Below are 23,697 nucleotides of genomic sequence, written 5' to 3'. Positions count from 1 at the left end.
CAGGAGTGAATACAATGGAAAAAGCCCCAAACTTTAGACTGCCACAAATTCAATCAAATACATTTTATCAATTGGAAGACTTTCTAGGTAAAGCAGTAATATTAACGTTTTGGACTTCGTGGTGTCCGGATTGCCAAAAGGATTTACCTAAAAAAGAACATCTCTACCAGACATTAAATACCGAAAAGGTAGAAATGATCACAATAAATGTTGCAGGCAGAGAACGCTATTCCGAGGATGCCGTTGACTTTTACCAAAGTCATTTACGGGAATTAACTTTAGTGGATAACGGAATTGAAACCTATTCCAACTTTAAAGCTCAAGGCGTACCCACTACTGTTATAATCAATAAGGAAGGATTTATCACAAATCGCTTCGGTGATAAATCTGAATTTTTGGAAATTGTAGAAGCAATAGGGAAAGTTATTTAGCAAGCAAGAATAATGATTCCACATATAAAAGGTCTCTAAGCTTTCCTTTGACACTGCCATTATCTTTTCCAAGGGAGGTCAATTTCACCTCCCCTTCTAGAATTTTTTTAATAACACGAGAATTGCCTTGAATGTAAACTTGACGATGAAACTCGTAATCATAATCTATTTTAATTTCGTTGGAATTTACGGTTAGCGGTACCACTCCCTCTTCTTCCTCAATGAAAATCACAATAGGTCTCTCTTTCCACAAAGGAAGTAAATCAGGCCGCTCGTTTACATTATTCATCCACTCAAGAACAGTTTCCATACAAAACCCTCCTCTTATGCATTATCTATTACTTCTGCAACAAAGGAGGGTTTTCCTTTATATTCCTGTTAAAAATCTTTCGCCATTTCCCGGGAAATGACGCTATTATAAAACATATTCTTTTGTTTTTTCATACATATGTGAAACGGAATGAAAGGCATAAACTTTTTCAATTATTTCACCGTTCTTCGTTACTAATAAACACGGTACGCTTTCAATTTGATAACTCTGCATAAAACCCGGGTGTAATGATGCATTCATTTCATAATATACTGTGCGTCCAAATGCATGCTCAATAGTTTCGAGTATCGTCCTGGCGAGATTACAGGTCCCGCAAAATGGAGTATATATATATGTTAATGCCAATTCTTTCTGAGCAACTTCAACTATTTCAGATCTTTCGATTACTTGCAAAATAGTCCCCCTGCATTAGGTAAGATAAATGGATTTCACTTTAAAGTGGTGGCTTAGTAATGCTCGAGCTAACTCAGATTCAGGTGTAGCAGCCACCTCTCTAAACATTTTATCGATGTATATATGTTCTGCATGTGGAAGTTCGGCTGTTAGTTGTTTTCTTAATTTATTTCCTGAGTCATCTTCATCAACTAAAATGAAGACAGGCCTGTGGTCCAGGTTAAAGTCCATAATTAGTTCTTCCATACGCTCAATTCCCAGAGTTCCGTGGGTACACAAAATCTCAACGGGTGCCTGCAGCACTTTATTAATTTGCTTCTTATCGGTAATTCCTTCAACGATCAAAATTTTATCATCCATCATCATAGTCACCTACTATACAGAAACAGACCATGCTGTTAAGCACGGCCTGTATCTTGTAATTAGACCATAACTGTCATGCACCTATGTAATCTGATACGTACATGACATCATTAAATCTGTTTAGTCTTCATCAATCATTTCTTTATATTCATCAGCAGACATCAATTCATCCAGTTCGGAAGAGTCACTTGGTTCTACAACAATCATCCAGGCTTTTTCGTAAGGAGACTCATTAACAAACTCAGGGCTGTCTTCAAGCTCTTCATTGATTTCAACAACTTTCCCACTTACCGGTGCATAAAGCTCAGAAACAGTCTTCACCGATTCTACACTTCCAAATGGCTCATCCGCTTCTACTTCATCGCCTTCTTCAGGCAATTCCACAAAAACAATGTCTCCCAATTCCGATTGCGCAAAGTCAGTAATTCCTACGCGAACTTTTTCGCCTTCTTTTTTAACCCATTCATGTTCTTCAGAATAAAGCAATTCATTTGGTAAACTCATTAATATCCCTCCAGATTAAAATTAATATAAACAACAATTATAAACATAAAAGCTTTCCGCTTTTATTTCCAATGTTCTGCTCACTAATCCCAGTAATCTTTAAACTGTTCCTCTTTAAATCCAATTGTTACCTTCTCCCCATCCGTGACGATAGGTCTCTTGATCAGCATTCCCTCAGAAGCGAGCCATTTAATCATGTCCTGCTCTGTGGCATCACGCAGTTTATCTTTCATGTTTAATTCTCTATACTTTTTACCGCTTGTATTAAAGAATTTCCGGGCGGATAAGCCGCTGTTTTGAATAAGTACTGACAACTCCTCTTCACTCGGGGGAGAATCCACTATATGTACCGGAGTGTAAGAGATGTTATTGTCGTCCAGGTATTTTTTTGCTTTTTTACAGGTTCCGCAGTTTGGATACCAATAAAAGGTTAACGACATGATTATCATACCCTTCTTTTACTAGGTTGATTCTTATTTTACCATACTCAACTCCCTCAATTCATTTGAATTCGGTAACTTCTCTATTTAAAAAACCAGCCGCCTTTATGGCAGCCGGTTTTTGGGTTAAACTATATACTTCTGTGCTGTGATTAATGTTTGTGCCGCTTCTCGTTTTTTCCTTATGACGTTTGTTGGAGTGTGACGAGTCAGCTTTCGTAAGGCTCCCAGCATCATACGTAACGAATCACCAGATTCAGCAGCAATTAACGTTTCCTTAGCATGAGCTTCAATTCGGTTGAAAGCTTCCTGAACATAGATTTGAGTATAAAGGAGCTTTTGGGCGTTCTTTTCTTCCCCGTCTTTTAATATAGCTTTCTCAGTTCTCAGAACCGCAGATTCCATATTATAGAGTTCTCCAGTAATATCAGCTATATTTACTAATAGCTCCTGTTCATTTTCTAGTTTTTCACCGTACTTTTGTGCAGCTAATCCAGCTGCAAGCAGTGCAATCTTCTTGGCATTTTTAAGCAGGTACTTCTCCTGCTCCAAAGCCTCATCCCCCGGCTCTTCAGGCATAAGAGTCATTAATTCTTCCTGAAGCTTCTGTGCTTTTTGGAGTAAAGGCAGCTCTCCTTTCATCGCTTTTTTAAGCAGTGTTCCGGGAACAATCATTCTATTGATTTCATTCGTACCTTCAAATATGCGATTAATCCTTGAGTCACGGTATATTCTTTCTACTTCATACTCTTGCATAAAACCGTAACCACCATGGATTTGTACAGCTTCATCGGCAGCAAAGTCCAGTAGTTCTGTGCCGAATACTTTATTTAATGAACATTCTATTGCATATTCCGCAATCACTTTGGCGACTTCTTTTCCGTCATTTAATTGCTCTTGTGACAGCTTACCCATACTTTGTTCAAACAAACCAACTGTGCGATAAACCGAGCTTTCATTCGCATACGTGTTAGCTGCTATAGAAGCAAGCTTTTCCTGAATGAGTGGAAAACTAGAGATCGGGGTTTTAAACTGTTTTCTTTCATTCGCATATTTAACAGCCAGCTCTAATGCACGCTTAGATCCGCCGACTCCGCCGATTGCAAGCTTGTATCGTCCAACGTTTAATATATTGAACGCAATCACATGGCCTCTCCCTGCCTCACCAAGTACATTTTCAACAGGTACTTCCGCATCTTCAAGAACCAAAGTGCGGGTCGAAGAGCTCTTAATTCCCATCTTCTTCTCCTCAGGTCCTGTAGATACACCCTTGAAGTCTCTCTCAACAATAAAGGCGGTAAATTTCTCTCCATCAATTTTTGCATAGACGACAAACACATCAGCAAATGCCGAATTGGTAATCCACTGCTTTTCCCCGTTTAGAATATAATGGGTGCCTGCTTCATTTAATTTTGCTGTAGTCTTAGCCCCGAGTGCATCGGAGCCCGACCCCGGCTCTGTTAAAGCATAAGCCGCAATCTTTTCCCCGGTGGCCAGAACCGGTAGATACTTTTGCTTCTGTTCCTCATTTCCGAAAAATACAATAGGAAGGGAGCCTATTCCAACGTGAGCCCCATGGGTAACTGAAAACCCGCCCGCCCGGGAAAATTTTTCTGTAATTAATGAAGAACTGATTTTATCGAGTTGAAGTCCTCCATATTCTTCTGGCACATCTGCACCTAAGAGGCCCAATTCGCCAGCTTTTTTTAATAAATCTACTGAATGCTCGAACTCGTGATTTTCGAGGTTATCAATTTTAGGAACAACTTCCCCCAATACAAAATCTTCTGTAGTTTTTGCAATCATTTTATGTTCGTCTGTAAAGTCTTCTGGTGTAATCACGTCAGCTGCTGCTAAGTCTTCTACTAAAAACCCTCCACCTTTAACCATCTCTTTTATTTCACTCATCTTCTAGTTCCTCCCTGGATTATATTAATTCAAAAACTCCCGCAGCTCCCATTCCGCCGCCAATACACATCGTAACTACACCAAATTGTTCATTTCTTCGTTTCATTTCATGGATTAAGCTTAATGTCAGTTTTGTACCTGTACACCCAAGAGGGTGACCTAACGCAATCGCTCCTCCATTCACATTCACTTTGTTTATATCAAGCCCTAGTTCTCTAATTACTTGGAGGGATTGGGAAGCAAATGCTTCATTTAATTCAAACAACCCGATATCTTCCAGCTGTAAACCTGCAATTTTTAATGCTTTAGGTACAGCTTCTATAGGACCAACTCCCATCACTTCCGGTTCCACTCCGGCTACAGCAAAGGAGCGAAATTTCACTAAAGGAGTTAGTCCTTCAGCCTTCGCTTTTTCCTGTTCCATAACCAGGACAGTTGCAGCCCCATCACTCATTTGCGAAGAATTTCCAGCTGTTACGGAACCAGTAACTGAGAAAGCAGGTTTTAATTTACCTAGTACATCTACCGTTGTCCCCGGTCGGACTCCTTCGTCCATAGAAAAGGTACTCACAGACTCATAAACCTTGTTATCACTTGCTACAGTACGTGAAGTCACTTCCACAGGTACTACTTCGTCTTGAAACTTTCCTTCTTTTATTGCAGCTTCTGCTCTTCTATGGCTTTGAGCTGCAAATTCGTCCTGGTCCGCCCTTGAAATTTTAAAACGATTTGCTACTTCTTCAGCCGTATGGCCCATGGACATATAATATTCCGGTGCATTTTCTACAAGCTGTACATTAGGTTTAATGACATGCCCACCCATCGGGATTAAACTCATTGATTCAGCCCCGCCTGCTATCGCAGTGTCGCTATGGCCCAGCATAATTTTTTCAGCAGCATAAGCAATACTTTGCAAGCCAGAAGAACAATACCGATTAATTGTAATAGCTGGAACTTTATAGTGAAGGCCGGCCAGCCCTGCAATATTTCGAGCCATGTTCATTCCCTGCTCTGCCTCTGGCATTGCACAACCAATGATTACATCATCTATGTTTCCTTCATAATTACCGGCTCTTTTTAGAGTTTCTTTTATCGTTATGGCAGCTAGATCATCTGGTCTAGTATTGGCTAGTGACCCTTTTTTCGCACGGCCGACAGGGGTTCTAGCTCCTGCAACAATGACTGCTTCTTTCACGATTTTTCCCCCTTTAAAAATTAGTTTCTTAATGGTTTTCCTTTCATTAACATGTGCTGCATTCGCTGCTGAGATTTAGCTTCACCTACTAGACTTAAGAAAGCCTCTCTCTCCAAATCTAATAAATATTGTTCATCTACTACCGAACCTTCCTGCACACGTCCTCCTGCCAATACAAACGCAAGTTTTTCAGCAATCTTTAAATCATGCTCACTGGCATAACCACTCAGAGCCAGTGATTTTGCACCAAGGAGCATAGTTGCATAACCTTGCTCACCTACAACTGGTACTCTCGTACGTTTAGGTGCCTGGTAGCCTGAATGAGCTAGCCCGAGAACCTTTTGTTTTGCATCATGTAACAAATGATCCTGGTTTGTGCTTATTGCATCCTGGCTATCGAGAAAACCATTTTCTCTTGCTTCTTCAGCGGATGTAGAAACTTTAGCCATGGCAATCTTCTCAAATACGCTGTTAGCAACTTTCTGCAGATCAAAGTCCACGCCTTTTGGAATGTTGCGTAAATGCTTTATATATAATTCTTTATTTCCGCCTCCTCCAGGGATTAAGCCGACTCCCGCCTCTACAAGTCCCATGTAAGTCTCAGAAGATGCTTGAATGGACGAAGCAGGAAGACAAACTTCTGCTCCTCCACCTAGTGTCATAGCAAATGGAGCCGCTACAACTGGTTTATCGGAATACTTAATACGCATAGCTGCATCTTGAAAATGTTTAACCACCATTTCAATTTCAAAAAAGTTAAAGTCCTGGGCTTCCATTAAAATCATTCCAAGGTTAGCACCAACGCAGAAATTTTTACCTTGATTGCCGATAACGAGCCCCTCATAGTGAGCATCTACTTCTTCTAAGGCATAGTTAATCATCTGGATAATGTCCAGCCCTATAGCGTTACTCTGCGAATGAAATTCTAGCCCGGCAACTCCATCCCCTAAATCAATCAGACTCGCTCCAGCATTTTTCTTTATTACTTCACTTGTCTGCTTCAACCTTTTTACATTAATAGCTTTAGGGTTGAATGCTTGAGGCTCATAGCTTCCATTATCATAATAGAAAACGCTGCCGTTCTCTTGTTTATAAAAACTTTCAAAGCCTTGATCGATCATGTTATCAATCCATTGCGGGATCGTTTCGCCATCTTTCTTCATACGAGTAACTGACTCTTTTACACCTATTGCATCCCACATCTCAAAAGGTCCTAATTCCCAGCCGAATCCCCATCGCATCGCTTCATCGATCGAAGGAATATCATCTGCTATTTCACCGAGCAGCTCAGCAGAGTAAATAAGTACTGGTTTTACAATTGACCATATCAAATCTCCTGCCCGGTCACCTTCAGCTGCTGCCAGCACCTTTAATTTACGTCTTGAATCCTTTTCCTGTTTTGCGAGCTCCACTGCTTTAGACTTTAGTTTTTCGTTTGGTTCATAATCCATGGTGTCAGGATTTAATTGAAGAATTTGACTTCCTTCCTGCCCTTTTTTCTTCAAGAAAAATCCCTGCCCTGTCTTAGCCCCCAACCAGCCATTTTCCTGCATGGCTTTCATGAATTCAGGGACTTCAAATGCTTCCTTTTCTTTGCCTTCTACTTGATCATAAACATTCCTGGCTACGTGGATAAATGTATCTAATCCGACCACGTCCAATGTTCGGAAAGTTGCACTTTTCGGGCGACCAATTAAAGGACCTGTAACAGAATCTACCTCGCCAACACTATATCCGTTTTTCAGCATTTCCTTTACAGTAATCAATAAACCGTACGTTCCTATCCGATTAGCAATAAAATTAGGGGTATCTTTTGCTTCAACGACTCCCTTACCAAGCGTGTCTTCACCAAAACGCTTCATGAACTGCAATACGTTGTCATCTGTATCTTTCGTAGGTATAACCTCCAGGAGCTTCAGGTAGCGTGGAGGATTAAAAAAATGTGTGCCTAAGAAGTGCTTTCGGAAATCTTCACTGCAATCTTCTGCCATGGCCTCTATCGAAATTCCTGATGTATTCGAGCTTATAATACTTCCATCCTTGCGGTAGTGGTCCACTTTAGCGAGAACTTCCTTTTTAATTTCTAAGTTCTCTACAACGACCTCGATTACCCAATCCACTTCTCCAAGCTTATCCATATCGTCCGAGAAATTCCCAACTTCAATTAAGTCAAGATTTTTACGGCTTGTTAATGGTGAAGGTTTATGTTTTTTTAATGCTTCTTTATTTGCAGAAACAATTCGATTTCTCACAGCAGGATCTTCCAGGCTTAATCCTTTATTCTTTTCTGCATCATTAAGTTCACGAGGTGCCATGTCTAACATTAATGTTGGTATCCCTACATTTGCCAAGTGAGCAGCAATACCGGCCCCCATTACCCCAGAGCCCAACACTGCAGCACGCTTGATTTTCTGATTCATGAGTTATCCCCCTATCATTTTTGAATGAATACTCATTCATTTTGTGGATAAAAAAATATTGTGGAGCAAATATTGGTTTCTGTCTATACTATAAATTATATTCAGATATTTCGCAATCGTTTTCAATAATAAAAAAACCAGAAAGACATTTTCTAAAATTATAGATTAAAGCTTTGACAAACGCTGTTTAAAGGAAACCAATTCAGAGGACCGATTTTGCTCCTTCATTAAATAACCAGGATGCTTGTTTATGATTTTAAAAATTGAAGGACCGACACTTGTTATTCTTTAGTTCTTTCATATCAAAGTTTAAGAAAACGTAAAAACAAGCAAGGTTGGATGCAAACATGGTGAAGCCTGAGGAAGTCAATGCAAGCAACGGAAATCAAATCGCTTCTTAAATCCTTTATTTCCCCCGCCCGGTACCATCCCCCTTTTTATTTTGATCGAAGAGCACTTAATACCCCTTTAACTCGAAAATATAAAAATGCTTGCAGAAAAACAGAAATTTCTCTACAAGCTGAGCAATTTGTAAAACGTACTTTTTTATTTCCCCACTACACCTTTTAACACAAATGCTACGTTCGCCGGCCGTTCAGCCAAACGTCTCATAAAGTAACCATACCAGTCAGTGCCATAAGGGACGTATACTCTCATTTTGTAACCTTCTTTGACTAATTCCTCCTGACGTTCAACCCTGATGCCGTAAAGCATTTGGAACTCGAATTGTTGAAGAGGAATATTATGTTCTTCCACTATATTTAAGGTATATTCGATCATTGCATCATCATGAGTAGCGACAGCCGTATAATTGCCATTCAGTAAATGCATTTTTATAATACGTTTAAAGTTCTCATCCACATCTTTCTTGTCTGGAAAAGCTACTTTTGGTGATTCTTTATAGGCTCCTTTTACCAGCCTCAAGTTGGGATTATACTGATTTAAATCTTCAATATCTTCTACTGCTCTGTATAAGTAAGACTGAATAACGGTTCCAATGTTCTTATATTCGGCTTTTAATTCTTTGAAAAGTTTTATCGTTGTTTGACAGCGTTCGAAATCTTCCATATCAATTGTAATAAAAACATCATTTTCCTCAGCTGCCTTTAAAATTTTCTTCATGTTTTCCAGAGCCAGCTCATAAGAAATGTCCAGTCCCATTGAAGTTAATTTAAGAGACAGCTGCGAATCAAGGCGATGCTCAGCAATAGCTTTAACAGCTTCTATACATTCCTCAGCTGCCTCCTTAGCCTCTTCTTCTGTGTCAATGAACTCTCCTAAGTGATCAATCGTGACACTCATACCCTGGTTGTTTAATTTTTGTATAGTCTCCACAGCATTTGGTATGGTTTCCCCAGCTACAAACCGTCCAGCTCCAAACCGAAGTCCATACTTTCTTGCCAATTTTGTAAAAAATTTATTTTTAGATAAAAACAGGAAAAAGTTTCTTAGTAGTTGTTCCATGCAAACCCTACCCCCAAAAATAAGCTAATCTTTATACTTCAGCGGCTCTCCTCTATTAATAACAGGAATACTTTGTTTGTAAGCGGTAACGCCTCCTTATATTTTATCACCAGTTTACAAAATTGGGTATAAATTCGTATAAATTATTAATTATTCTACATGTTGTATCCGGCATATTCGACAATTATTAGGACATATTAAAAATGAATTTATTAAAGGAGGATGCACTCATGCAACAACAGAACCCGAACCCTAATATTCAGTCATCCCAGCCTATGGCTCAGGTGCCTGAGATCGTGAGCACGAAAGATCAGCTGTATATTACGGATATGCTGTCTTGGAATTTGAACGCTTGTAAGAAAGCCCATTTCTTTGCAGAACAATGCCAGACCCCTGAATTGCAGCAGGCTCTGGAGAATGCCGGACAAATGCATCAACGCCACTACAATAAGATTTTAGAGCACTTAAATACAAGCCCCCAAAACATGAACTAAGGAGTGCAGATCATGCCGCAAAATCAGACAAATAAAATTCAAAACCCAGAAACTCAAGTTCCAAAGACCCCTCAAATGAATGAACGTGATTTCGTTAATGATTTATTGACGACGGAAAAATACATGACTAGTGCGTATAATGTAGCCCTTAATGAAGCTAGTAACCAGACACTTTATCAAGATATTGCCACCATTTTCAAGGAAACGCAGGACTGCCAGCGCAACTTATATAATTTAATGTTTAAAAACGGCTGGTATTCCGTAGAGCAAGCAGAACAAACAAAAGTCCAAAATTCTTACCAGCAGTTCTCAGGCTATAAAAACCAGTTTCCGTATGCAGTGCAATAAAAATAGGTCCAATTCGAAAAACGAATTGGACCTATTTTTTATCCCACAGGCTCATATCCCTGGGCTTCGATTGCTTCTTTCATCATTGATTTTGTTACATATGCCTCATCAAACGTAACGTCAACTTTTCCACTTGTTAAGTCTACATTCACACCATGAACGCCTTCCAACGCATTCAAGGAATTTTTTACTGATTTTTCACAATGTTCACAACTCATTCCGTTTACTTCTAAAGTTAATTGCATGAACAATCTCACCTTTCTATTACAATTTTATTTTTTTCAACCTTAATGAATTAGATACCACACTAACTGAACTAAAGGCCATGGCAGCTCCCGCAATCCAGGGAGCAAGTAATCCTATTGCCGCGATAGGAATCCCCGCTGTATTATAAGCTAAAGCCCAAAACAAATTCTGACGGATATTCCTCATTGTTTTTTGACTCAGTTGAAAAGCCTTTGGGATAAGATTTAAGTCTCCACCAAGAATGGTTACGTCGGCAGCTTCTATTGCGACATCTGTACCTGTTCCTATAGCGATGCCCAGGTCACTTACAGCTAATGCAGGGGCATCATTTATTCCATCTCCAACCATGGCTACTACATGGCCTTTCCTGCGCATATCCTCTACCTCTTCTGCTTTTTGCTCCGGCAGTACCTCGGCAATTACTTGATCAATTCCAGCCTGCTCAGCAATGTAACGTGCTGTACGCCAATTATCTCCCGTCAGTAGTACTAACTGAACTCCTTGTTGTTTCAGCTGCTGTAATGCTGGTCTTGCTGATTCTTTAATTGTATCCATAACAGCAATTAGACCTCTAGCTTCACCATTAACACCAATAAGCATTACGGTTTTGCCTTCATTTTCTAATTCAGTCATGCGGCTTTCATATTTGTTGTATTCCACATTTACCTCATTAAATAACTTCCTGGTCCCAATTAATACGGATTGTTGTTCTATTACTGCTTTTATACCGTGGCCGGTAACCGCCTCAAATTGACTAACATCATGAAACTCTACTCCATAAGATTCACCATATGCGGTAATGGCTTCTGCCAGGGGGTGTTCTGATAATTTTTCGGCACTAGCTGCTAACTCTAATGTTTCTTTATCCCCTGTGAAATCTGTAACTTCGGGTTTGCCTTTAGTTATCGTTCCGGTTTTATCGAATATTACTGTATCTACTCCTTGAGCTTTTTCAAGGTGTTCTCCACCCTTAAATAAAATTCCCTGCTCTGCCCCTTTACCAGTTCCAACCATTATTGAAGTTGGGGTCGCCAAGCCCAGTGCACACGGGCAGGCAATAACCAGGACAGCAATAGCTGCTACCAGGGCAGGTGTGGTCGCTCCAGGATCAATGAAGCTGATCCAAACGAGAAATGTCAACACGGAAACGGCTACAACAACCGGGACAAAATAACCTGATATTACATCAGCCATGCGCTGAATAGGGGCTTTGGAAGCCTGAGCTTCTTCTACAATTCTTACAATTGAAGCTAAAGCCGTATCTTTACCTACTTTAGTTGCTTTCATTTGAATCGAGCCATTTTTATTTAATGTTGCACCAATGACTTCTTCCCCCTGTTTCTTAGAAACTGGAATTGATTCTCCCGTCACCATAGACTCGTCAACATAAGTTTCCCCACTGAGTACCATTCCATCTACCGGAATTTTTTCACCAGGTTTAACTATAACAATGTCCTCTACTTCAACCTCCTGAAGTGGAATAGTTGTTTCTTTTCCGTCTCGCAGTACTCTTGCTTCTTTTGCCTGTAAATTTAGAAGAGCGGACAAAGCTTGAGTTGTACGGCCTTTGGCTCTAGTTTCGAAATACTTACCAAGTAGAACTAGTGTGATAAGAATTGCACTTGTCTCAAAATACAGATGAATTTCTCCGTTTCCGCCAGTACTGCTTCGAATCGCTTCAGTTAAACTATAAAAATAGGCAGCACTTGTACCCAGGGCTACTAAAACATCCATATTAGCACTTTTGTTTTTTAACGTATGATAGGCCCCGCGATAAAACTGCCACCCCATCACAAATTGCACAGGGGTCGCTAATGCAAATTGCACCCAGGGATTCATAAGAATCATCGGCACATCTATTTGCAGCAGGTGATCAAGCATTGTAAGGAGTAAAGGAAACGAAAGAATTGAAGAGATAATCACATAGTTCTTTTTATGAGATAATTCCTTTTCTTTTCTTTTACCCGATATCTCCTCACTTTCACGCTCCTTCGCTTCATAGCCAAGTTGGTGAACTGTATCAATAATCGTATTTACATCAATAATCCCTTCTTTATAGGTAACCGCTGCAGTTTCATTTGTGAGGTTAACTGAAGCTGTATCAATACCATCCGTTTTCTGAAGAACTTTTTCAATTCGGGTAGAGCACGCTGCGCAAGTCATTCCTGAAATCCTAAATTCCTTTTTCTGTGAAGGAACATTATAACCCATTTGTTCTATCTGATTTACAATATCACTTAAGTTCGTTTGTTGATCGTCATAAGTTACACTGGCCCTTTCTAAAGTTAAATTAACAGCAGCTGTGAGTCCTTCTTGTTTGTTTAATGCGTTCTCAATCCGTGAGGAACACGCAGAGCATGTCATTCCTTCAATAGGAAGTGATAATTGCTGCCTCATATTCGATTCACTCCTTATTTACTGAATTGCTTCATTACTTTAATTAATTCATCCATTGCCTCTTCCCCATTACCAGAGCGGACAGCATCGCTTACACAATGCTTCGCATGTCTTTCCATGAGAGAATAACCAACCTTTTTTAAAGCTGAATCGATGGCAGAAAGCTGAACTAAAACGTCTACACAATATCTATCCTCTTCAATCATGCTTTGTATACCTCTTACCTGGCCTTCTATCCTCCTTAGGCGATTAATAACCTGGGTTTTCTCATCCTCCGTTCTTTTCTTTACTGGCTGCTTTCCACTGTGGTCAGGTAATTGACTCATTGGTAACTCCCATCCTTTTCGATGTATTTCTTATATATACTATACCCGGGTATCGTATAAAATGAAACTATTCTGCTTCGCACTAAAAAAACCGGCTCAGATTGTGAGCCGGTTTACGTACAATATTTGGCAATTGCTTGTTGCAGGGAATGAATAAAGCTTACTTGAAGAGGAAGATTAAGCTCGTGCAGCATTTTAGCCTGTTTAGGCCTTACTCCAGTGATGATAATCTCTATGCCCATATAAAATAGTGAGGTTATCAGGTTGACCAGCATATAAATACCCTCTCTGTTTATCTCACCAACTGCAGTAAAATCAAATAACAATTGGTCGATCTCCTCTTTTTGGGAAGCCTTTAACAAGTAGTCTTCTACTGCTTGCATTTTATCTGAAGTTAAATCTCCGAACAAAGGTACTAAAGCTGTATCTTTAGTTAGTTCAATAAAAGGGGCGGAAAGCCTATTATTTTGTTCAATGGCTTCTTCAAGCTTTTCTTTTTCTTCGAGTAATTCAAAGTTGGTTTCATTCAGCCGCGAGCGAAGTTGAGATAACCTATTAGTTACCTGTATCAGCTTTTCATCTTTTATCATAAGAATAACTTCTGCATACAAGTCGTTATTCCATACGACATACATATCCGCTGTTATCGGATCAGCTTGTTCTTCTAAAGGTTTCAGATGAATTTCCAGGACTGATTTATAGATATCAGATGATACCCATTTCTTAACTTTTTCCACGCTTCCATCATCTATAATCTCCAAGAGGTTTTCTGGGATCTTCCCGAGTTTCATAGCCTCTTCTGAATAAGCCTGGACGGTAAAGTTTTTGTTAATCTTGTAGAAAGGGAGCGGGAGAGTTCGGTCAGCTTGTTTCATTAACTACTCCTGCCCTTCCATCCATAAACCATTTATTTAAATGATTTAGATCCTTAATAATTATAACCTGATCAGACTCAAATTCTTTTAGATCAAATTTCCTCGCCATTCTTCCTCCAATCATAATTAAAGGTTTCCATTCCAGTGAACAGAATTTCTGCACAAGTTTTTTTAAAGTGGGGAGACGATAAGAAAGAGCTGCAGATACTCCAATGACGTGCGGCTTATAGCGGTGAATTTGAGTAAGAGAGTGTTCCATACCCAGATCCGGCCCTAAGTAACGCACTCTCCACCCTTGTTCCTTAAATGAATCAGCCACCATTTTCAATCCTATATAATGTTGTTCTTTTTCTACTCCAAATAAAATAGCTTTAAAACTCTTCTGATGATCCCCACGAATATAAGTTGCTTCGGCATCTATCTTTGATAAAACAAAATCACAAATTGCAGTAGCAAGATGCTCATCAGCCACAGAGATCTCATTGTTCTCCCAAAGTTCTCCTATATAATACATCGCGGGGGTGATAATATCCTCATAAAGATAAAGCCTTGGATGGTTTAACAACCGGTCCTCTATATAAGTCAAAGCTTTCTCCTCATCACCATCTAAGAAATAGTGAGCTAATTTTTCATGATGCTGCGTCAAAGATTTCACCCCTAATTGCTATCAGTCACGAAGACTTCCAAGCGCCAGTTTCAAATGATGAACGAATGAATGCTTTTCTGCTTTAGATTCCCATTCCATCATCTCCAGATTTTGAATCAGCCGTTCATAATTATCAATTATTAATTTATTGCCTATACCACGAGATGTTAAGACATTTTGCAGCCACAAGGTATAATCTATAAAAAAGACAGCGCTTTTCATTTCGTAAGCAGTATATAAATGATCAATATGATGATAGTTGTCTTCTTTAGTCCGTTCACGGCCGTGCTGGCCAAACTCAGCCCACAGCCAGGGGTAAGCATCATATATTTCCGTTACGACCTGATCAACTAATGTGTCTCTTTCATTAGGGTTCACTGGGCCACTACCTCATATTTTTTTACATGAGGTACGATCCCTTGCAATTCCTGATCCGGGTAGTTCTTTTCTAATTCGTGAATTTTCTTGAACTGTTCACTGCGGGCCCAATTTAAATAATATGATTTATCTTTCCATTCCATATGGACAGTTAACTCTCCTGGTTTTCGTTCGTTCTGCAGTAATTGAAAGGATAAAAATCCATCTGCTCCATCAACCAGCCGGGACCGATTTTGATAAATGGAAATTAACTCATCTGCTTTATGATCAGGTACCACAACAGTTGAATCTACAACATACATAGCTTAAAGCTCCTCTTCGTTAATTTCTACTGAATATTATTCTATCATATTGTTGGATCAGGTGATAACCTGCAGCCATCCACTTAACATAGAAGGATTTGATAAAACCACTATAAAAGGGCTGAACTCTTGTTCAGCCCTTTTATTATTTTAATATATTTTTATAAATGTTGGACAATCTCGTTTACCACTTTAGTCTCTTCATGGTCCAATAAATTCTTATTCACAAAGTCGTCCACCTGTTTGTTCATGTTGTCTTCTAAGTCTTTAAGCTCTTCTTTATCTCCCACCATATAAATCCGCTCCCATTCGTTATCCTTTGCGAGCTTATCTAATTTCGGTGCTACACTCTTGTACCAGCGGTAGCGGTTGGCTTCAAAGCGCTCTTGAAATTGATCCTGTTTCGTATTTTTAGCTCCGCCAGATCCCATGGAAGCATCCGCACGGTGGGGCCCTTGATGCTGTCTCCAATCTTCAGTATCTAAATCTAATTCAAATAGTTGAGTATCGTTAACCATTCCTAGATTAGCATCAATACATTTAATTTGGTTTTTTTGAGTTAAAATAATTCCTGTTTTTGGAAATTTTTCACGCATTTGTTTTAATTGATCAAGTACCGGCTCAGATTCCCAATAAAACTCACTTTCTACTGGCATCTGAAACCGTTCCGCAAACCAAACGGTATCATCAGCAGACGCAATCACTACTGCACTTTTAGCAAAGTTCTGTTCATTTTCTTCAATGAAAGTCTGGACTTTCTCTTTGACGGCCCAAAAGTTTCTTTTTTCTTCTGAATCACCGTCTTCCTTTAGATAGGCTTCAAAATTATTTAAGCCGTTCTTTAAATGGATCTTCCATTCTCCTCCTTGCTGCTCAGGGTCAGAAGGATCTGTGTTCAAGTACATAGTGAACACTTGCTGAGGCTTTTCTAAATGTATATTCTCTAGTTTCTTAATTTCCTTATTTAAATCCATAAACTACATCGACTCCTTTTTCTGCTTTATCTGTTCTAGTTACTATGTTTCCTCTACGGAGTGATGTTAAACTTCATTCTCTCTTTGCTTTTTCACTTGTCTTGCCTCTCCTATTTCCAGACATTAAAAAACAGCCTGCTTATAAGGGCAGACTGTTTTCTACAAATTTTATTCTATCCATTCATCAATGACATCCTGATTCTCGTCAACCCACGCTTGAGCACCTTCTTCTTCTGAATCTGCTTCATTTATGGAAGACATAAGTTCTCCTAACTGTTGATCATCCAACATGAACTTATCAAACATTTCAACGAGTTCAGGGTTATCTTCCTCAAGATCTAGTCTGGCTGCATAAGATATATCCTCCGAGTCGCCATAAACATTCTCCGGATCTTCTAAGAACTTAAGGTCCATTTCTGAGAATGCCCAGTGCGGAGTCCAGTGGGTAACCACAATTGGATCTTCGTTTTCAACTGCCCCTGTCAATTCCGTCATCATTGAACCTTCAGACGAGGCAGCTAATGTGTAGTCAAGATCATACTCTTCAATTGCATCATCTGTAAGAGACATAATACTTGCTCCAGAATCAATCCCAACAATTTGTCCGTCAAATTCATCCACGTGATCGTTTAAGTCTTCAATTGAATTAATATCTTCCATATAAGAAGGTACAACGAGACCCAACTCTGTTCCTTCATACCAAGTTTCACGCCAGTCAATTTCTTCTTCATATTCTTCGTAGAAAGATGCATCCGTATTTGGAAGCCATATTTCCATACCGATATCAAGGTCTCCTTCAGACAGGGCTTCGTATAATACGCCTTTTTCAACTTGCTCAAGTTCTACATCATATCCTTCTTCTTCAAGAACAATTTTCCACATGTTGGAGACTGCAATGTTTTCAGCCCAGTTGTTCATCCCAATACTTACTTCCTTGCTCCCTGAAGATTCTCCGCCACCGTCACCTGATGAATCTGAGTCAGAATCGTTTCCACATGCTGCTAGCACTAAAGAAGAACCTAATAAAACAGCTGGAAGCCATTTACGTACACGTTGCATAAGTATTTCCCCCTCTACTTTTTTGAATATTACAATGATTTTTCAACACAGTTACGAAGTATATCATAAATTGTCGAAAGTTAAAACAATTTAAACTGTACAAAAAAATGAAACTGAATATTCTTCTTATAGAAAACAGGACTGCGACATAAGTAAAGCAGTGATGTCAAAAAACGAACTTTCTTATAAACGCAGATCATCCGCGTAGTCAAAATACGTAGACTCCTGTGGGAATAGATCGAGCGGAAGATGCCTCAGGAAAGCGTTCTTTGCTTAAGGCCGTGCCCACTTAAAAGCGGAGTATTTTAACGGAGCAATGGTGTGAATTCTCTTTAACATAAATAATCCGAACTGATTTCTACAGAATCATTCGGATTATTTTATGATTTATTCATTTTTGTTTCAGCCTGGTTTATTTCTTAACGTCTTCTTTTTTGTTCGTGATTGGCACGACGGTCAGCTGCTTCGCTGCGTTTCATTGCTTCCATGTCATCATGGTCAGCCATATCCTGAGAGAATTCTACATCTAATCCATCATGTTTTTCACGCTTAGGTGTTTGAGATAATTTTTGCTGTTTTCTGGCGTTTGATTTCTTATGCTCATCTCTGCCCATGGTTACCCTCCTTCTGTATTTTTCTTTACTATGATTTGTCATTAAATAGTTCTTATTCTTTCGAAGCAAATTTTACTCCAGTTATTCAAACGGAGGGATTTTTAAACTTAAAAAAACCCACAGAAAGTTTTACTTCTCTGTGGGTTTCCCTTTACTTTTATAAGGCTTTTTAAGCCCCTTTTTTCCTGCTTAATTCTTTATAAATAATTCAAATACATGACCGAAATCTTTTATATGGTATTGGTTTTTCGCTTCCAACAACCAATTAAACGTCGTCTCATTAATATCCCTGAATTCGTGAGAAAGGCGTGTTTCATGGGTACGGCTGTTTTGAAGGGTTACTGAAGCTGTATTCAGACTTTGATTTGCATATTCCGTAAACACCTGGTTCTCTTCAGAAATTTCGGCGATTTTCAGAAGTGATTTATACAGATCTTTAACTTCCTCAATAAACTTCTTATGCACATCAATATCAAATTCTTCACTGCCTAGATTAAATTTTATTTCAACATCTAAATCGATCGTGCCTGCCGTCTCTAATTCGATACTTGAAAACGTATGAGTATAGTAAGGGTATCTTCTCAATGTACGTTTTTTACTGGTGGCACTTGTGCCATCAACGTGAATGAGCGCCTTATTTGTAAAGCAGTACTCATCAGCTTTAGATTTAATTAAAAAATAAATTTTCTCTCCATCCTCATGCATTACATAATCGTCTGCATCCACTTTGTCATAGTCTTCAGGAGAAATCACACTACCTATATCACTTAAACCTAAAGCATCGGTTGCCATTTTCTTAAACATTTAATCCCTCCTCAAAAATGTCCTTGTCATTTATTTTATCATAAAGGAGAAGATTACTTATCCGCTGTAAACGATAGACCTTTCATGAAGAATTTGTTAAATAAAAAACAGGATCGCCCTTTTATACAAAGAGTAACCCTGTTTGTTTTCAACCTGCATTCTCAGCAGCCAGAGATTCCTGGGTTCGAGTGATTGAGAAATAAGCCGTACCTAACGCGAGCAATACAAACAAACCTCCAATGGAAGCATTGTGAATGACTGAGGATTGTTCAATGACTACCGCTCCCACTGTTGACCCCATGGCAATTCCAAAATGAAGCGCTGAATTATTCAAACTTTGCTGTATGTCAGAAGTTTCTGGTGCAGATGCAATAAGATAGCTCTGTTGAGCAGGGGTAATAGCCCAGCTTAACATACTCCATACCACCATAACGATTAAAAACAAAGGAAAAGAGAAGGTTACAAACGGAATAAGAAAAATAGCAGCAGCAAAAGATCCAATTATCGCTAAAATACTGCGCTCTCTTCCCCATTTGTCTGATATTAAACCACCAATCCCTCCACCCGATACGGCCGCCACGCCGAATATGAAATATACAATACTAACCCACGTTCCATTGAGCCCTAGCATTGTTTTTAAAAAAGGTGTTAAATAAGCATACAAAGTTAAATGCCCGGTAAGAAATAGAAATGAAGTAAGCTGGGCCGAGAATACTTTACTGTTTTTTAATGTGCGAATTTGCTGTTTTACAGGCAGAGCAGGTTTAGGTTCTATTTTCTCTAATAAGAACGTAACACCTATCATTGAAGCCACTGTAAGAACAGCAACTAATAAAAAAGGCGAGCGCCAGCCAAAAGCATTACTTAAAGTAAGACCAATGGGTACACCAAGTACTAAGGAACCACTGATTCCCATATAAATAATGCCGATGGCGCGGGCCTGAAATTCTTTTTGGACGATGGATGAAGCAATTGTAATTCCAAGGACTACGAGAAGAGATCCACTTGCTGCTGATATGATTCTGGCTAATAATATTACAGAGTATGTGGGACTCCAGAAAGCAAGCAGATTACCTAAGAAGAAGACGAACAGTGATATCAAAGTTAATTTTTTTCTTTCGATATTCGCGGTCATGGTTAATAGAATAGGCGATGCGATGGCAAATACCAGTGAAAATATAGTAATTAATAAACCAGCCTGTCCGATGCTGACACCCAAATCATTCGCAACTAAATCCAGTGTACCGCCAATTATGAGTTCAACCGTCCCCACAACAAAAGACACAACCGCTAACATATAAACTTTTTTATTCATTCTCTTCCTCCTTTTTATAGGGTTACCACTACAAGGGTAACCTTATAAACAGAAAAAGACAACCATTTTACGAAAAGAAAATTTACGGTATGCTGAATACAAGAGAAGACGGAAAGGAAGGAAGGATTTATGTTACAAAAATTTGGATTTACGCAGTACGAAAGTCAAGTATTTGAAGCCTTAACGAGCAGTCCTGAACCATTAGACGCCACTTCGATTGTTAAGTATTCTGGTGTTCCCAAGTCGAAGGTTTATGAAGTGTTAAATCGATTGGTTGAAAAAGGACTCCTCCTGACTTCTTTTCAAAAAAATAAGAAGCTTTATCGTGCCCTTCCCCTTGAGATAACAATTGAAAAGTTAACATTAGAATTTGAATCCCATATTCAGGAATTGAAAGAAAAAAAATATTCTTTGCCGCCCGGTGATGAACGTGTATGGACCTTACAAAACAAACAAAGCATTGACTCGTTAATGAATGATAAGCTTCTGGAGGCTGAAAGTTCTATCCAATTATCTGGTTGGAATCATGACTTAAAATCTGTTCTAAAAACCCTAGAAACTAAAAAGGATAAAGGAGTGGAAGTTGAGATCCTTTCAGTCGGTGCTTTAGAAACCGAACTTCCAAACTTGCACGTCTTACATCCAAATGAAAAGCACGAAGCGTTAGAACAGTATCAACTTGTCATTATTGATGAAGAAGAAATAATTTTTGCTGGTGTCGAACAAGACTTATGGCAGGGTATAACTACGAAGGCAAAACCTCTCGTTAAATTCTTTATTGAGTTCTTTCAGCACGATGTAGCTTTAACTACTATTACAAAAAAATATGAAAAAACTCTCCTTGAAGATGAAGAGATTAAGAAGCTGTTAATGAGATTAAGGTATTAAAAAAGACCCCCTGCTGTGCGGGAGTCTTTAAAGCCTTATGCCTTTTCCACTACGTAGGCTTTTTTCTCTCGAAAGTATTTTTCTCCATTCTCTGAGGAATGCTCAAAAAAACCTTCAAATACATCTGTGACTTTATATTCTCTATCTGGATCTGTAAAAAGCTGTGATTCATTATTGGCGAGAAGCACTACATCTGTTGTACTCACAAAGCTGTCTAACTCTTTGGCAGAGTAATTCTTCCCGACCTCTACGTTATCAAGACGGTATTGTGACATCTTTTCCCCACCTTTCTTTTCCTTTTGAATAACAATTCCCAGGAATTCAGTGGGTAAAACGTTACGAGCGTACTAAATAGGTAATAATCGCTTGCGGTATAGACGAATAATCAGTTCGATAAATAACGGAGCAAACCGTTTAGGAAAATAGCGCTTCTGATAATAACTGTAATAAGCTTTCTTGAGATCAGACCAATGCGGACATTCTTCAGACTGGGTAAAACGCACAACGTCAATTACTTTAATATTATGATCTTCTGTAAGGATAATATTTTTTAAGTGAGTATCTGAAGGGTTCAGCCCGCGCGCTCTTGCATAATTTAGAGCTTCATCTACCATTGCTACCATACTGGGTGTAATAGGAGTTCCATTCACTAGACAGTCATAAAAAGTAATACCCTTTAAGTATTCCATTACTAAATAACCTTCCCCATATTCAATAAGTTCAGGGTAATAGGTGTGATCCTCCAGCTTTAAGTAAATAGCCGCTTCTTTGAAAGCCAAATCCTTGTATTCAGGATAGAATACCTTAATTGCCAGGGACCTGAACCCCGTCACCTTAAATACTGCCGCGCTTCTTCCCTGCCCAATTAACGAAAACTCCTCAGGAATATTCTTCACTTTTTGATCAACAAACCGAACATCCTGAACTAATTCAGCAATGTTTTTCGTTTTCATGGTCATCCCCTCTACAGAACTTCTTTTCCCCATTATAGCAAAATTTATCTAAAAATAATGATTTTATTGAAAATGAAATCCGTTATATAGTTTATTTGATTATTCCTACATAAAAAAACCGCCAACAAGTGTTAAGCGGTTTAAGAACTGTGTTATAGATCATGATCAGAATGTTGATTTTGTCGGCTGTGGTTGGCTTGCTTTACTTTATGCGAGCCCTCCATTTTTTCACCATAACCCTGCTTTGGGCTTTGAGGTAAATCTGGATGATCCTTCTGCTTTGGCCCTTTTCTTCTTTTCGTCATAGAGTTTTCCTCCTTTTCGTTATTTAGCTTGTGAAGAAGAATAACAAACTATTCTCAATGCCATCAGTGGTAGTTAATTTTAATACAGCTTCTTTGAGAATTATTTTTTGAAATATACAACTTCTTTATTGACATTGATAATCATTATCAATTAAAATAAGAGAAAACCTGATAATGAGGTGAATAAGGATGCAGCAACAGTCATTAATTGTGACCCAAGCTTTCAATCACGTGCAAAATGCAGCTTTTCCTGAGCTTCGACAATCGATACCCTTTCATAAATTTGAAACAATTTCTCTTAATGGATCTCCACATTATATAGATCCAGTTGGCTGGTATATACCTTTAGTTAATAGTACCACCACATTTCATATGTCTTCTGATAAATTGGAGGAATACTATAGAGAAGGATATGTGACAACTTACGATGACCTTATATTAAAGAGAAACTATTTACAATACAAAGTAAATCAATCTTTGGATGTTCATGATAAAGATCATTTTTCATTGTATGCTTCTCAATTAAACGAAATTGAAATGCTGCTTTCTTCTTATGGAGAGAACAAAAACCCCGTTGCCTAAAACTAGACAGCAGGGTTTTTGTTTACTTTCTTTTATCGCTTTGAATATCCTTTCCTTTATGAGTGATTAAGTGGCCGTCTTCATCTACTTCATCGATTTTAGCATCATATGTTCCCTCAGTCAGAGTATCAGACACTTGTTCGTGTGTGTCTGCCAGTCCTTTTGAAGTTTCATCATTACGTTCATAATCAGCGGCTTCATATTTTCGATCACCTATCGTTTTTCTTTCTTCTCTCTTCATATTATAACCTCCTCTTATTATATTTATTTGCAATTTCCGATTGAATAAACATAGAGATCTCCTATAAGTGAAATGCCTGAGGATTATCCATTAGGGTGTGGTATAACAGAGGCTACGATATTGGAGTAAAGGAGTCATTAAACCTGAGTTTATTGCAACCAATTCATTAATATTAATTTTATCGTCAACCAGTATAATCTACCTTATATGGAGGGGGTTAATATTTGGACATTTCTAATAATAATTGGAACCATTCTTTTTGTGTAACTATGGGCCTGTCCAATTCCGCTACTTAAAAGGACTTAAGAAGGAAATCGAAAGATGCTGCATGAAACAGGGAGATTATTATGAACGGCTGCCTGTTCAGGAAGAAGTATTACATGCAAATACTCAGCTTCATCTTTTGTTTATGCCGGCAAGTGTTATTGTCTGAGGATGGTTAAAATTAAAGAAACAAATATAATCCCTGAATAAAGTAGGTAATACACGTTCCATACTACC

The 23,697-nt window shown here is 38.7% G+C and carries 31 protein-coding genes; 6 read left to right on the top strand and 25 right to left on the bottom strand.

Annotation, left to right across the window (positions count from 1 at the left end; translation table 11 throughout):
• Nucleotides 1-14 precede the first annotated feature (14 nt).
• Entirely contained in the window at nucleotides 15-431 is a 417-nt protein-coding gene (locus C1A12_RS07290) for a TlpA disulfide reductase family protein (protein ID WP_101843163.1), read from the top strand.
• Here C1A12_RS07290 and C1A12_RS07285 read toward each other — a convergent pair.
• The 9 genes from C1A12_RS07285 to C1A12_RS07245 form a co-directional block, all read right to left on the bottom strand.
• Nucleotides 424-741, bottom strand: a complete 318-nt coding sequence (locus C1A12_RS07285; RefSeq protein ID WP_101843162.1) for a hypothetical protein — start codon at nucleotides 739-741, stop codon at nucleotides 424-426. The two genes, C1A12_RS07290 and C1A12_RS07285, sit on opposite strands and share 8 nt — an antisense overlap.
• A 105-nt stretch (nucleotides 742-846) precedes the next feature.
• Nucleotides 847-1,155, bottom strand: coding sequence for a thioredoxin family protein (locus C1A12_RS07280; RefSeq protein ID WP_235001548.1), 309 nt, complete (start codon nucleotides 1,153-1,155; stop codon nucleotides 847-849).
• 15 nt (nucleotides 1,156-1,170) lie between these two features.
• Nucleotides 1,171-1,515 (bottom strand): topoisomerase, encoded by a 345-nt coding sequence (locus C1A12_RS07275; RefSeq protein WP_373420423.1) that lies wholly within the window; start codon nucleotides 1,513-1,515, stop codon nucleotides 1,171-1,173.
• A gap of 123 nt (nucleotides 1,516-1,638) precedes the next feature.
• Nucleotides 1,639-2,022, bottom strand: coding sequence for a glycine cleavage system protein GcvH (gene gcvH / locus C1A12_RS07270; protein ID WP_101843160.1), 384 nt, complete (start codon nucleotides 2,020-2,022; stop codon nucleotides 1,639-1,641).
• 83 nt (nucleotides 2,023-2,105) lie between these two features.
• Nucleotides 2,106-2,462: an arsenate reductase family protein gene (locus tag C1A12_RS07265; protein WP_101843159.1), complete on the bottom strand. Its 357-nt coding sequence runs from the start codon at nucleotides 2,460-2,462 to the stop codon at nucleotides 2,106-2,108.
• 126 nt (nucleotides 2,463-2,588) lie between these two features.
• Entirely contained in the window at nucleotides 2,589-4,370 is a 1,782-nt protein-coding gene (locus C1A12_RS07260; RefSeq protein WP_101843158.1) for an acyl-CoA dehydrogenase family protein, read from the bottom strand.
• Nucleotides 4,371-4,389: 19 nt separating this feature from the next.
• On the bottom strand, nucleotides 4,390-5,565 hold the full coding sequence (locus C1A12_RS07255) for an acetyl-CoA C-acetyltransferase (protein WP_101843157.1): 1,176 nt from the start codon (nucleotides 5,563-5,565) through the stop codon (nucleotides 4,390-4,392).
• 20 nt (nucleotides 5,566-5,585) lie between these two features.
• Nucleotides 5,586-7,985 (bottom strand): 3-hydroxyacyl-CoA dehydrogenase/enoyl-CoA hydratase family protein, encoded by a 2,400-nt coding sequence (locus tag C1A12_RS07250; protein WP_101843156.1) that lies wholly within the window; start codon nucleotides 7,983-7,985, stop codon nucleotides 5,586-5,588.
• A gap of 546 nt (nucleotides 7,986-8,531) precedes the next feature.
• Nucleotides 8,532-9,449 carry a proline dehydrogenase family protein gene (locus C1A12_RS07245; RefSeq protein WP_101843155.1) on the bottom strand — a complete coding sequence of 306 codons (918 nt, stop codon included), beginning with the start codon at nucleotides 9,447-9,449 and terminating at the stop codon, nucleotides 8,532-8,534.
• Between the two features lie 230 nt (nucleotides 9,450-9,679).
• Here C1A12_RS07245 and C1A12_RS07240 point away from each other — a divergent pair, with 230 nt between their 5' ends.
• Nucleotides 9,680-9,943 carry a hypothetical protein gene (locus C1A12_RS07240; protein ID WP_101843154.1) on the top strand — a complete coding sequence of 88 codons (264 nt, stop codon included), beginning with the start codon at nucleotides 9,680-9,682 and terminating at the stop codon, nucleotides 9,941-9,943.
• A gap of 12 nt (nucleotides 9,944-9,955) precedes the next feature.
• On the top strand, nucleotides 9,956-10,291 hold the full coding sequence (locus C1A12_RS07235) for a spore coat protein (protein ID WP_101843153.1): 336 nt from the start codon (nucleotides 9,956-9,958) through the stop codon (nucleotides 10,289-10,291).
• Between the two features lie 38 nt (nucleotides 10,292-10,329).
• Here C1A12_RS07235 and copZ read toward each other — a convergent pair whose 3' ends face one another.
• The 12 genes from copZ to C1A12_RS07175 all read right to left on the bottom strand — a co-directional run bounded on the left by copZ (nucleotide 10,330) and on the right by C1A12_RS07175 (nucleotide 20,227).
• Nucleotides 10,330-10,536, bottom strand: coding sequence for a copper chaperone CopZ (gene copZ, locus C1A12_RS07230; protein WP_101843152.1), 207 nt, complete (start codon nucleotides 10,534-10,536; stop codon nucleotides 10,330-10,332).
• Nucleotides 10,537-10,555: 19 nt separating this feature from the next.
• A complete protein-coding gene (locus C1A12_RS07225) occupies nucleotides 10,556-12,934 on the bottom strand; it encodes a heavy metal translocating P-type ATPase (protein WP_101843151.1) in 2,379 nt (792 codons plus the stop codon).
• A gap of 14 nt (nucleotides 12,935-12,948) precedes the next feature.
• On the bottom strand, nucleotides 12,949-13,260 hold the full coding sequence (locus tag C1A12_RS07220; RefSeq protein ID WP_101843150.1) for a metal-sensing transcriptional repressor: 312 nt from the start codon (nucleotides 13,258-13,260) through the stop codon (nucleotides 12,949-12,951).
• Between the two features lie 113 nt (nucleotides 13,261-13,373).
• The gene (locus tag C1A12_RS07215; RefSeq protein ID WP_101843149.1) at nucleotides 13,374-14,135 is read right to left on the bottom strand and encodes an STAS domain-containing protein; all 762 of its coding nucleotides are present in this window, start codon (nucleotides 14,133-14,135) and stop codon (nucleotides 13,374-13,376) included.
• Nucleotides 14,122-14,790 carry a B12-binding domain-containing protein gene (locus C1A12_RS07210; protein ID WP_235001547.1) on the bottom strand — a complete coding sequence of 223 codons (669 nt, stop codon included), beginning with the start codon at nucleotides 14,788-14,790 and terminating at the stop codon, nucleotides 14,122-14,124. The genes C1A12_RS07215 and C1A12_RS07210 overlap by 14 nt, the downstream gene beginning before the upstream one ends.
• Nucleotides 14,791-14,802: 12 nt before the next feature.
• Nucleotides 14,803-15,159 carry a hypothetical protein gene (locus C1A12_RS07205; protein WP_101843147.1) on the bottom strand — a complete coding sequence of 119 codons (357 nt, stop codon included), beginning with the start codon at nucleotides 15,157-15,159 and terminating at the stop codon, nucleotides 14,803-14,805.
• A complete protein-coding gene (locus tag C1A12_RS07200; RefSeq protein ID WP_101843146.1) occupies nucleotides 15,156-15,461 on the bottom strand; it encodes an antibiotic biosynthesis monooxygenase in 306 nt (101 codons plus the stop codon). Before C1A12_RS07200 ends, C1A12_RS07205 begins: the two co-directional genes overlap by 4 nt.
• 161 nt (nucleotides 15,462-15,622) lie before the next feature.
• Nucleotides 15,623-16,435, bottom strand: coding sequence for a VLRF1 family aeRF1-type release factor (locus tag C1A12_RS07195; protein WP_101843145.1), 813 nt, complete (start codon nucleotides 16,433-16,435; stop codon nucleotides 15,623-15,625).
• Between the two features lie 168 nt (nucleotides 16,436-16,603).
• Entirely contained in the window at nucleotides 16,604-17,494 is an 891-nt protein-coding gene (locus C1A12_RS07190; protein ID WP_101843144.1) for a glycine betaine ABC transporter substrate-binding protein, read from the bottom strand.
• Between the two features lie 419 nt (nucleotides 17,495-17,913).
• Complete coding sequence (locus C1A12_RS07185; RefSeq protein ID WP_101843143.1) at nucleotides 17,914-18,108, bottom strand: YfhD family protein; 195 nt, start codon at nucleotides 18,106-18,108, stop codon at nucleotides 17,914-17,916.
• Between the two features lie 189 nt (nucleotides 18,109-18,297).
• Nucleotides 18,298-18,912: a PH domain-containing protein gene (locus C1A12_RS07180; RefSeq protein ID WP_101843142.1), complete on the bottom strand. Its 615-nt coding sequence runs from the start codon at nucleotides 18,910-18,912 to the stop codon at nucleotides 18,298-18,300.
• 148 nt (nucleotides 18,913-19,060) lie between these two features.
• Complete coding sequence (locus C1A12_RS07175; RefSeq protein WP_101843141.1) at nucleotides 19,061-20,227, bottom strand: MFS transporter; 1,167 nt, start codon at nucleotides 20,225-20,227, stop codon at nucleotides 19,061-19,063.
• Between the two features lie 129 nt (nucleotides 20,228-20,356).
• Between C1A12_RS07175 and C1A12_RS07170 the strand changes: the two genes are divergently transcribed.
• Complete coding sequence (locus tag C1A12_RS07170; RefSeq protein ID WP_101843140.1) at nucleotides 20,357-21,115, top strand: TrmB family transcriptional regulator; 759 nt, start codon at nucleotides 20,357-20,359, stop codon at nucleotides 21,113-21,115.
• Nucleotides 21,116-21,150: 35 nt separating this feature from the next.
• Here C1A12_RS07170 and C1A12_RS07165 read toward each other — a convergent pair whose 3' ends face one another.
• The 3 genes from C1A12_RS07165 to C1A12_RS07155 form a co-directional block, all read right to left on the bottom strand.
• Nucleotides 21,151-21,390 carry a hypothetical protein gene (locus C1A12_RS07165; protein WP_101843139.1) on the bottom strand — a complete coding sequence of 80 codons (240 nt, stop codon included), beginning with the start codon at nucleotides 21,388-21,390 and terminating at the stop codon, nucleotides 21,151-21,153.
• 72 nt (nucleotides 21,391-21,462) lie between these two features.
• A complete protein-coding gene (locus tag C1A12_RS07160) occupies nucleotides 21,463-22,068 on the bottom strand; it encodes a serine/threonine protein kinase (RefSeq protein WP_235001546.1) in 606 nt (201 codons plus the stop codon).
• Between the two features lie 152 nt (nucleotides 22,069-22,220).
• Nucleotides 22,221-22,373, bottom strand: a complete 153-nt coding sequence (locus C1A12_RS07155) for a small acid-soluble spore protein P (RefSeq protein ID WP_101843137.1) — start codon at nucleotides 22,371-22,373, stop codon at nucleotides 22,221-22,223.
• A gap of 189 nt (nucleotides 22,374-22,562) precedes the next feature.
• On the opposite strand from C1A12_RS07155, the gene C1A12_RS07150 reads away from it, so the two are divergent.
• A complete protein-coding gene (locus tag C1A12_RS07150; protein ID WP_101843136.1) occupies nucleotides 22,563-22,955 on the top strand; it encodes a hypothetical protein in 393 nt (130 codons plus the stop codon).
• A 22-nt stretch (nucleotides 22,956-22,977) separates the two neighbouring features.
• Here the strand turns inward: C1A12_RS07150 and C1A12_RS07145 are convergent, their stop codons facing one another.
• Complete coding sequence (locus C1A12_RS07145) at nucleotides 22,978-23,196, bottom strand: YozQ family protein (RefSeq protein ID WP_101843135.1); 219 nt, start codon at nucleotides 23,194-23,196, stop codon at nucleotides 22,978-22,980.
• Nucleotides 23,197-23,440: 244 nt separating this feature from the next.
• On the opposite strand from C1A12_RS07145, the gene C1A12_RS21645 reads away from it, so the two are divergent.
• Nucleotides 23,441-23,629 carry a DUF3949 domain-containing protein gene (locus C1A12_RS21645; RefSeq protein WP_101843134.1) on the top strand — a complete coding sequence of 63 codons (189 nt, stop codon included), beginning with the start codon at nucleotides 23,441-23,443 and terminating at the stop codon, nucleotides 23,627-23,629.
• Nucleotides 23,630-23,697 lie beyond the last annotated feature (68 nt).

The organism is Halobacillus sp. Marseille-P3879 (genome assembly GCF_900240285.1).
Lineage (GTDB): Bacteria > Bacillota > Bacilli > Bacillales > Halobacillaceae > Halobacillus_A.
Note: the sequence above shows the minus strand (reverse complement) of the source record. Positions and strands in the feature narration are given on the sequence as shown.

Coding starts and splice junctions, on each gene's coding strand:
- C1A12_RS07215 (WP_101843149.1), bottom strand. CDS start 14,135: ATGAAACAAGCTGACCGAACTCTCCCGCTCCCTTTCTACAAGATTAAC.
- C1A12_RS07260 (WP_101843158.1), bottom strand. CDS start 4,370: ATGAGTGAAATAAAAGAGATGGTTAAAGGTGGAGGGTTTTTAGTAGAA.
- C1A12_RS07250 (WP_101843156.1), bottom strand. CDS start 7,985: ATGAATCAGAAAATCAAGCGTGCTGCAGTGTTGGGCTCTGGGGTAATG.
- C1A12_RS07150 (WP_101843136.1), top strand. CDS start 22,563: ATGCAGCAACAGTCATTAATTGTGACCCAAGCTTTCAATCACGTGCAA.
- C1A12_RS07240 (WP_101843154.1), top strand. CDS start 9,680: ATGCAACAACAGAACCCGAACCCTAATATTCAGTCATCCCAGCCTATG.
- C1A12_RS07265 (WP_101843159.1), bottom strand. CDS start 2,462: ATGTCGTTAACCTTTTATTGGTATCCAAACTGCGGAACCTGTAAAAAA.
- C1A12_RS07160 (WP_235001546.1), bottom strand. CDS start 22,068: ATGAAAACGAAAAACATTGCTGAATTAGTTCAGGATGTTCGGTTTGTT.
- copZ (WP_101843152.1), bottom strand. CDS start 10,536: ATGCAATTAACTTTAGAAGTAAACGGAATGAGTTGTGAACATTGTGAA.
- C1A12_RS07200 (WP_101843146.1), bottom strand. CDS start 15,461: ATGTATGTTGTAGATTCAACTGTTGTGGTACCTGATCATAAAGCAGAT.
- C1A12_RS07175 (WP_101843141.1), bottom strand. CDS start 20,227: ATGAATAAAAAAGTTTATATGTTAGCGGTTGTGTCTTTTGTTGTGGGG.
- C1A12_RS07290 (WP_101843163.1), top strand. CDS start 15: ATGGAAAAAGCCCCAAACTTTAGACTGCCACAAATTCAATCAAATACA.
- C1A12_RS07190 (WP_101843144.1), bottom strand. CDS start 17,494: ATGCAACGTGTACGTAAATGGCTTCCAGCTGTTTTATTAGGTTCTTCT.
- C1A12_RS07225 (WP_101843151.1), bottom strand. CDS start 12,934: ATGAGGCAGCAATTATCACTTCCTATTGAAGGAATGACATGCTCTGCG.
- C1A12_RS07235 (WP_101843153.1), top strand. CDS start 9,956: ATGCCGCAAAATCAGACAAATAAAATTCAAAACCCAGAAACTCAAGTT.
- C1A12_RS07285 (WP_101843162.1), bottom strand. CDS start 741: ATGGAAACTGTTCTTGAGTGGATGAATAATGTAAACGAGCGGCCTGAT.
- C1A12_RS07245 (WP_101843155.1), bottom strand. CDS start 9,449: ATGGAACAACTACTAAGAAACTTTTTCCTGTTTTTATCTAAAAATAAA.
- C1A12_RS07165 (WP_101843139.1), bottom strand. CDS start 21,390: ATGTCACAATACCGTCTTGATAACGTAGAGGTCGGGAAGAATTACTCT.
- C1A12_RS07275 (WP_373420423.1), bottom strand. CDS start 1,515: ATGGATGATAAAATTTTGATCGTTGAAGGAATTACCGATAAGAAGCAA.
- C1A12_RS07145 (WP_101843135.1), bottom strand. CDS start 23,196: ATGAAGAGAGAAGAAAGAAAAACGATAGGTGATCGAAAATATGAAGCC.
- C1A12_RS07195 (WP_101843145.1), bottom strand. CDS start 16,435: ATGGATTTAAATAAGGAAATTAAGAAACTAGAGAATATACATTTAGAA.
- C1A12_RS07170 (WP_101843140.1), top strand. CDS start 20,357: ATGTTACAAAAATTTGGATTTACGCAGTACGAAAGTCAAGTATTTGAA.
- C1A12_RS07180 (WP_101843142.1), bottom strand. CDS start 18,912: ATGTTTAAGAAAATGGCAACCGATGCTTTAGGTTTAAGTGATATAGGT.
- C1A12_RS07220 (WP_101843150.1), bottom strand. CDS start 13,260: ATGAGTCAATTACCTGACCACAGTGGAAAGCAGCCAGTAAAGAAAAGA.
- C1A12_RS07155 (WP_101843137.1), bottom strand. CDS start 22,373: ATGACGAAAAGAAGAAAAGGGCCAAAGCAGAAGGATCATCCAGATTTA.
- C1A12_RS07185 (WP_101843143.1), bottom strand. CDS start 18,108: ATGGGCAGAGATGAGCATAAGAAATCAAACGCCAGAAAACAGCAAAAA.
- gcvH (WP_101843160.1), bottom strand. CDS start 2,022: ATGAGTTTACCAAATGAATTGCTTTATTCTGAAGAACATGAATGGGTT.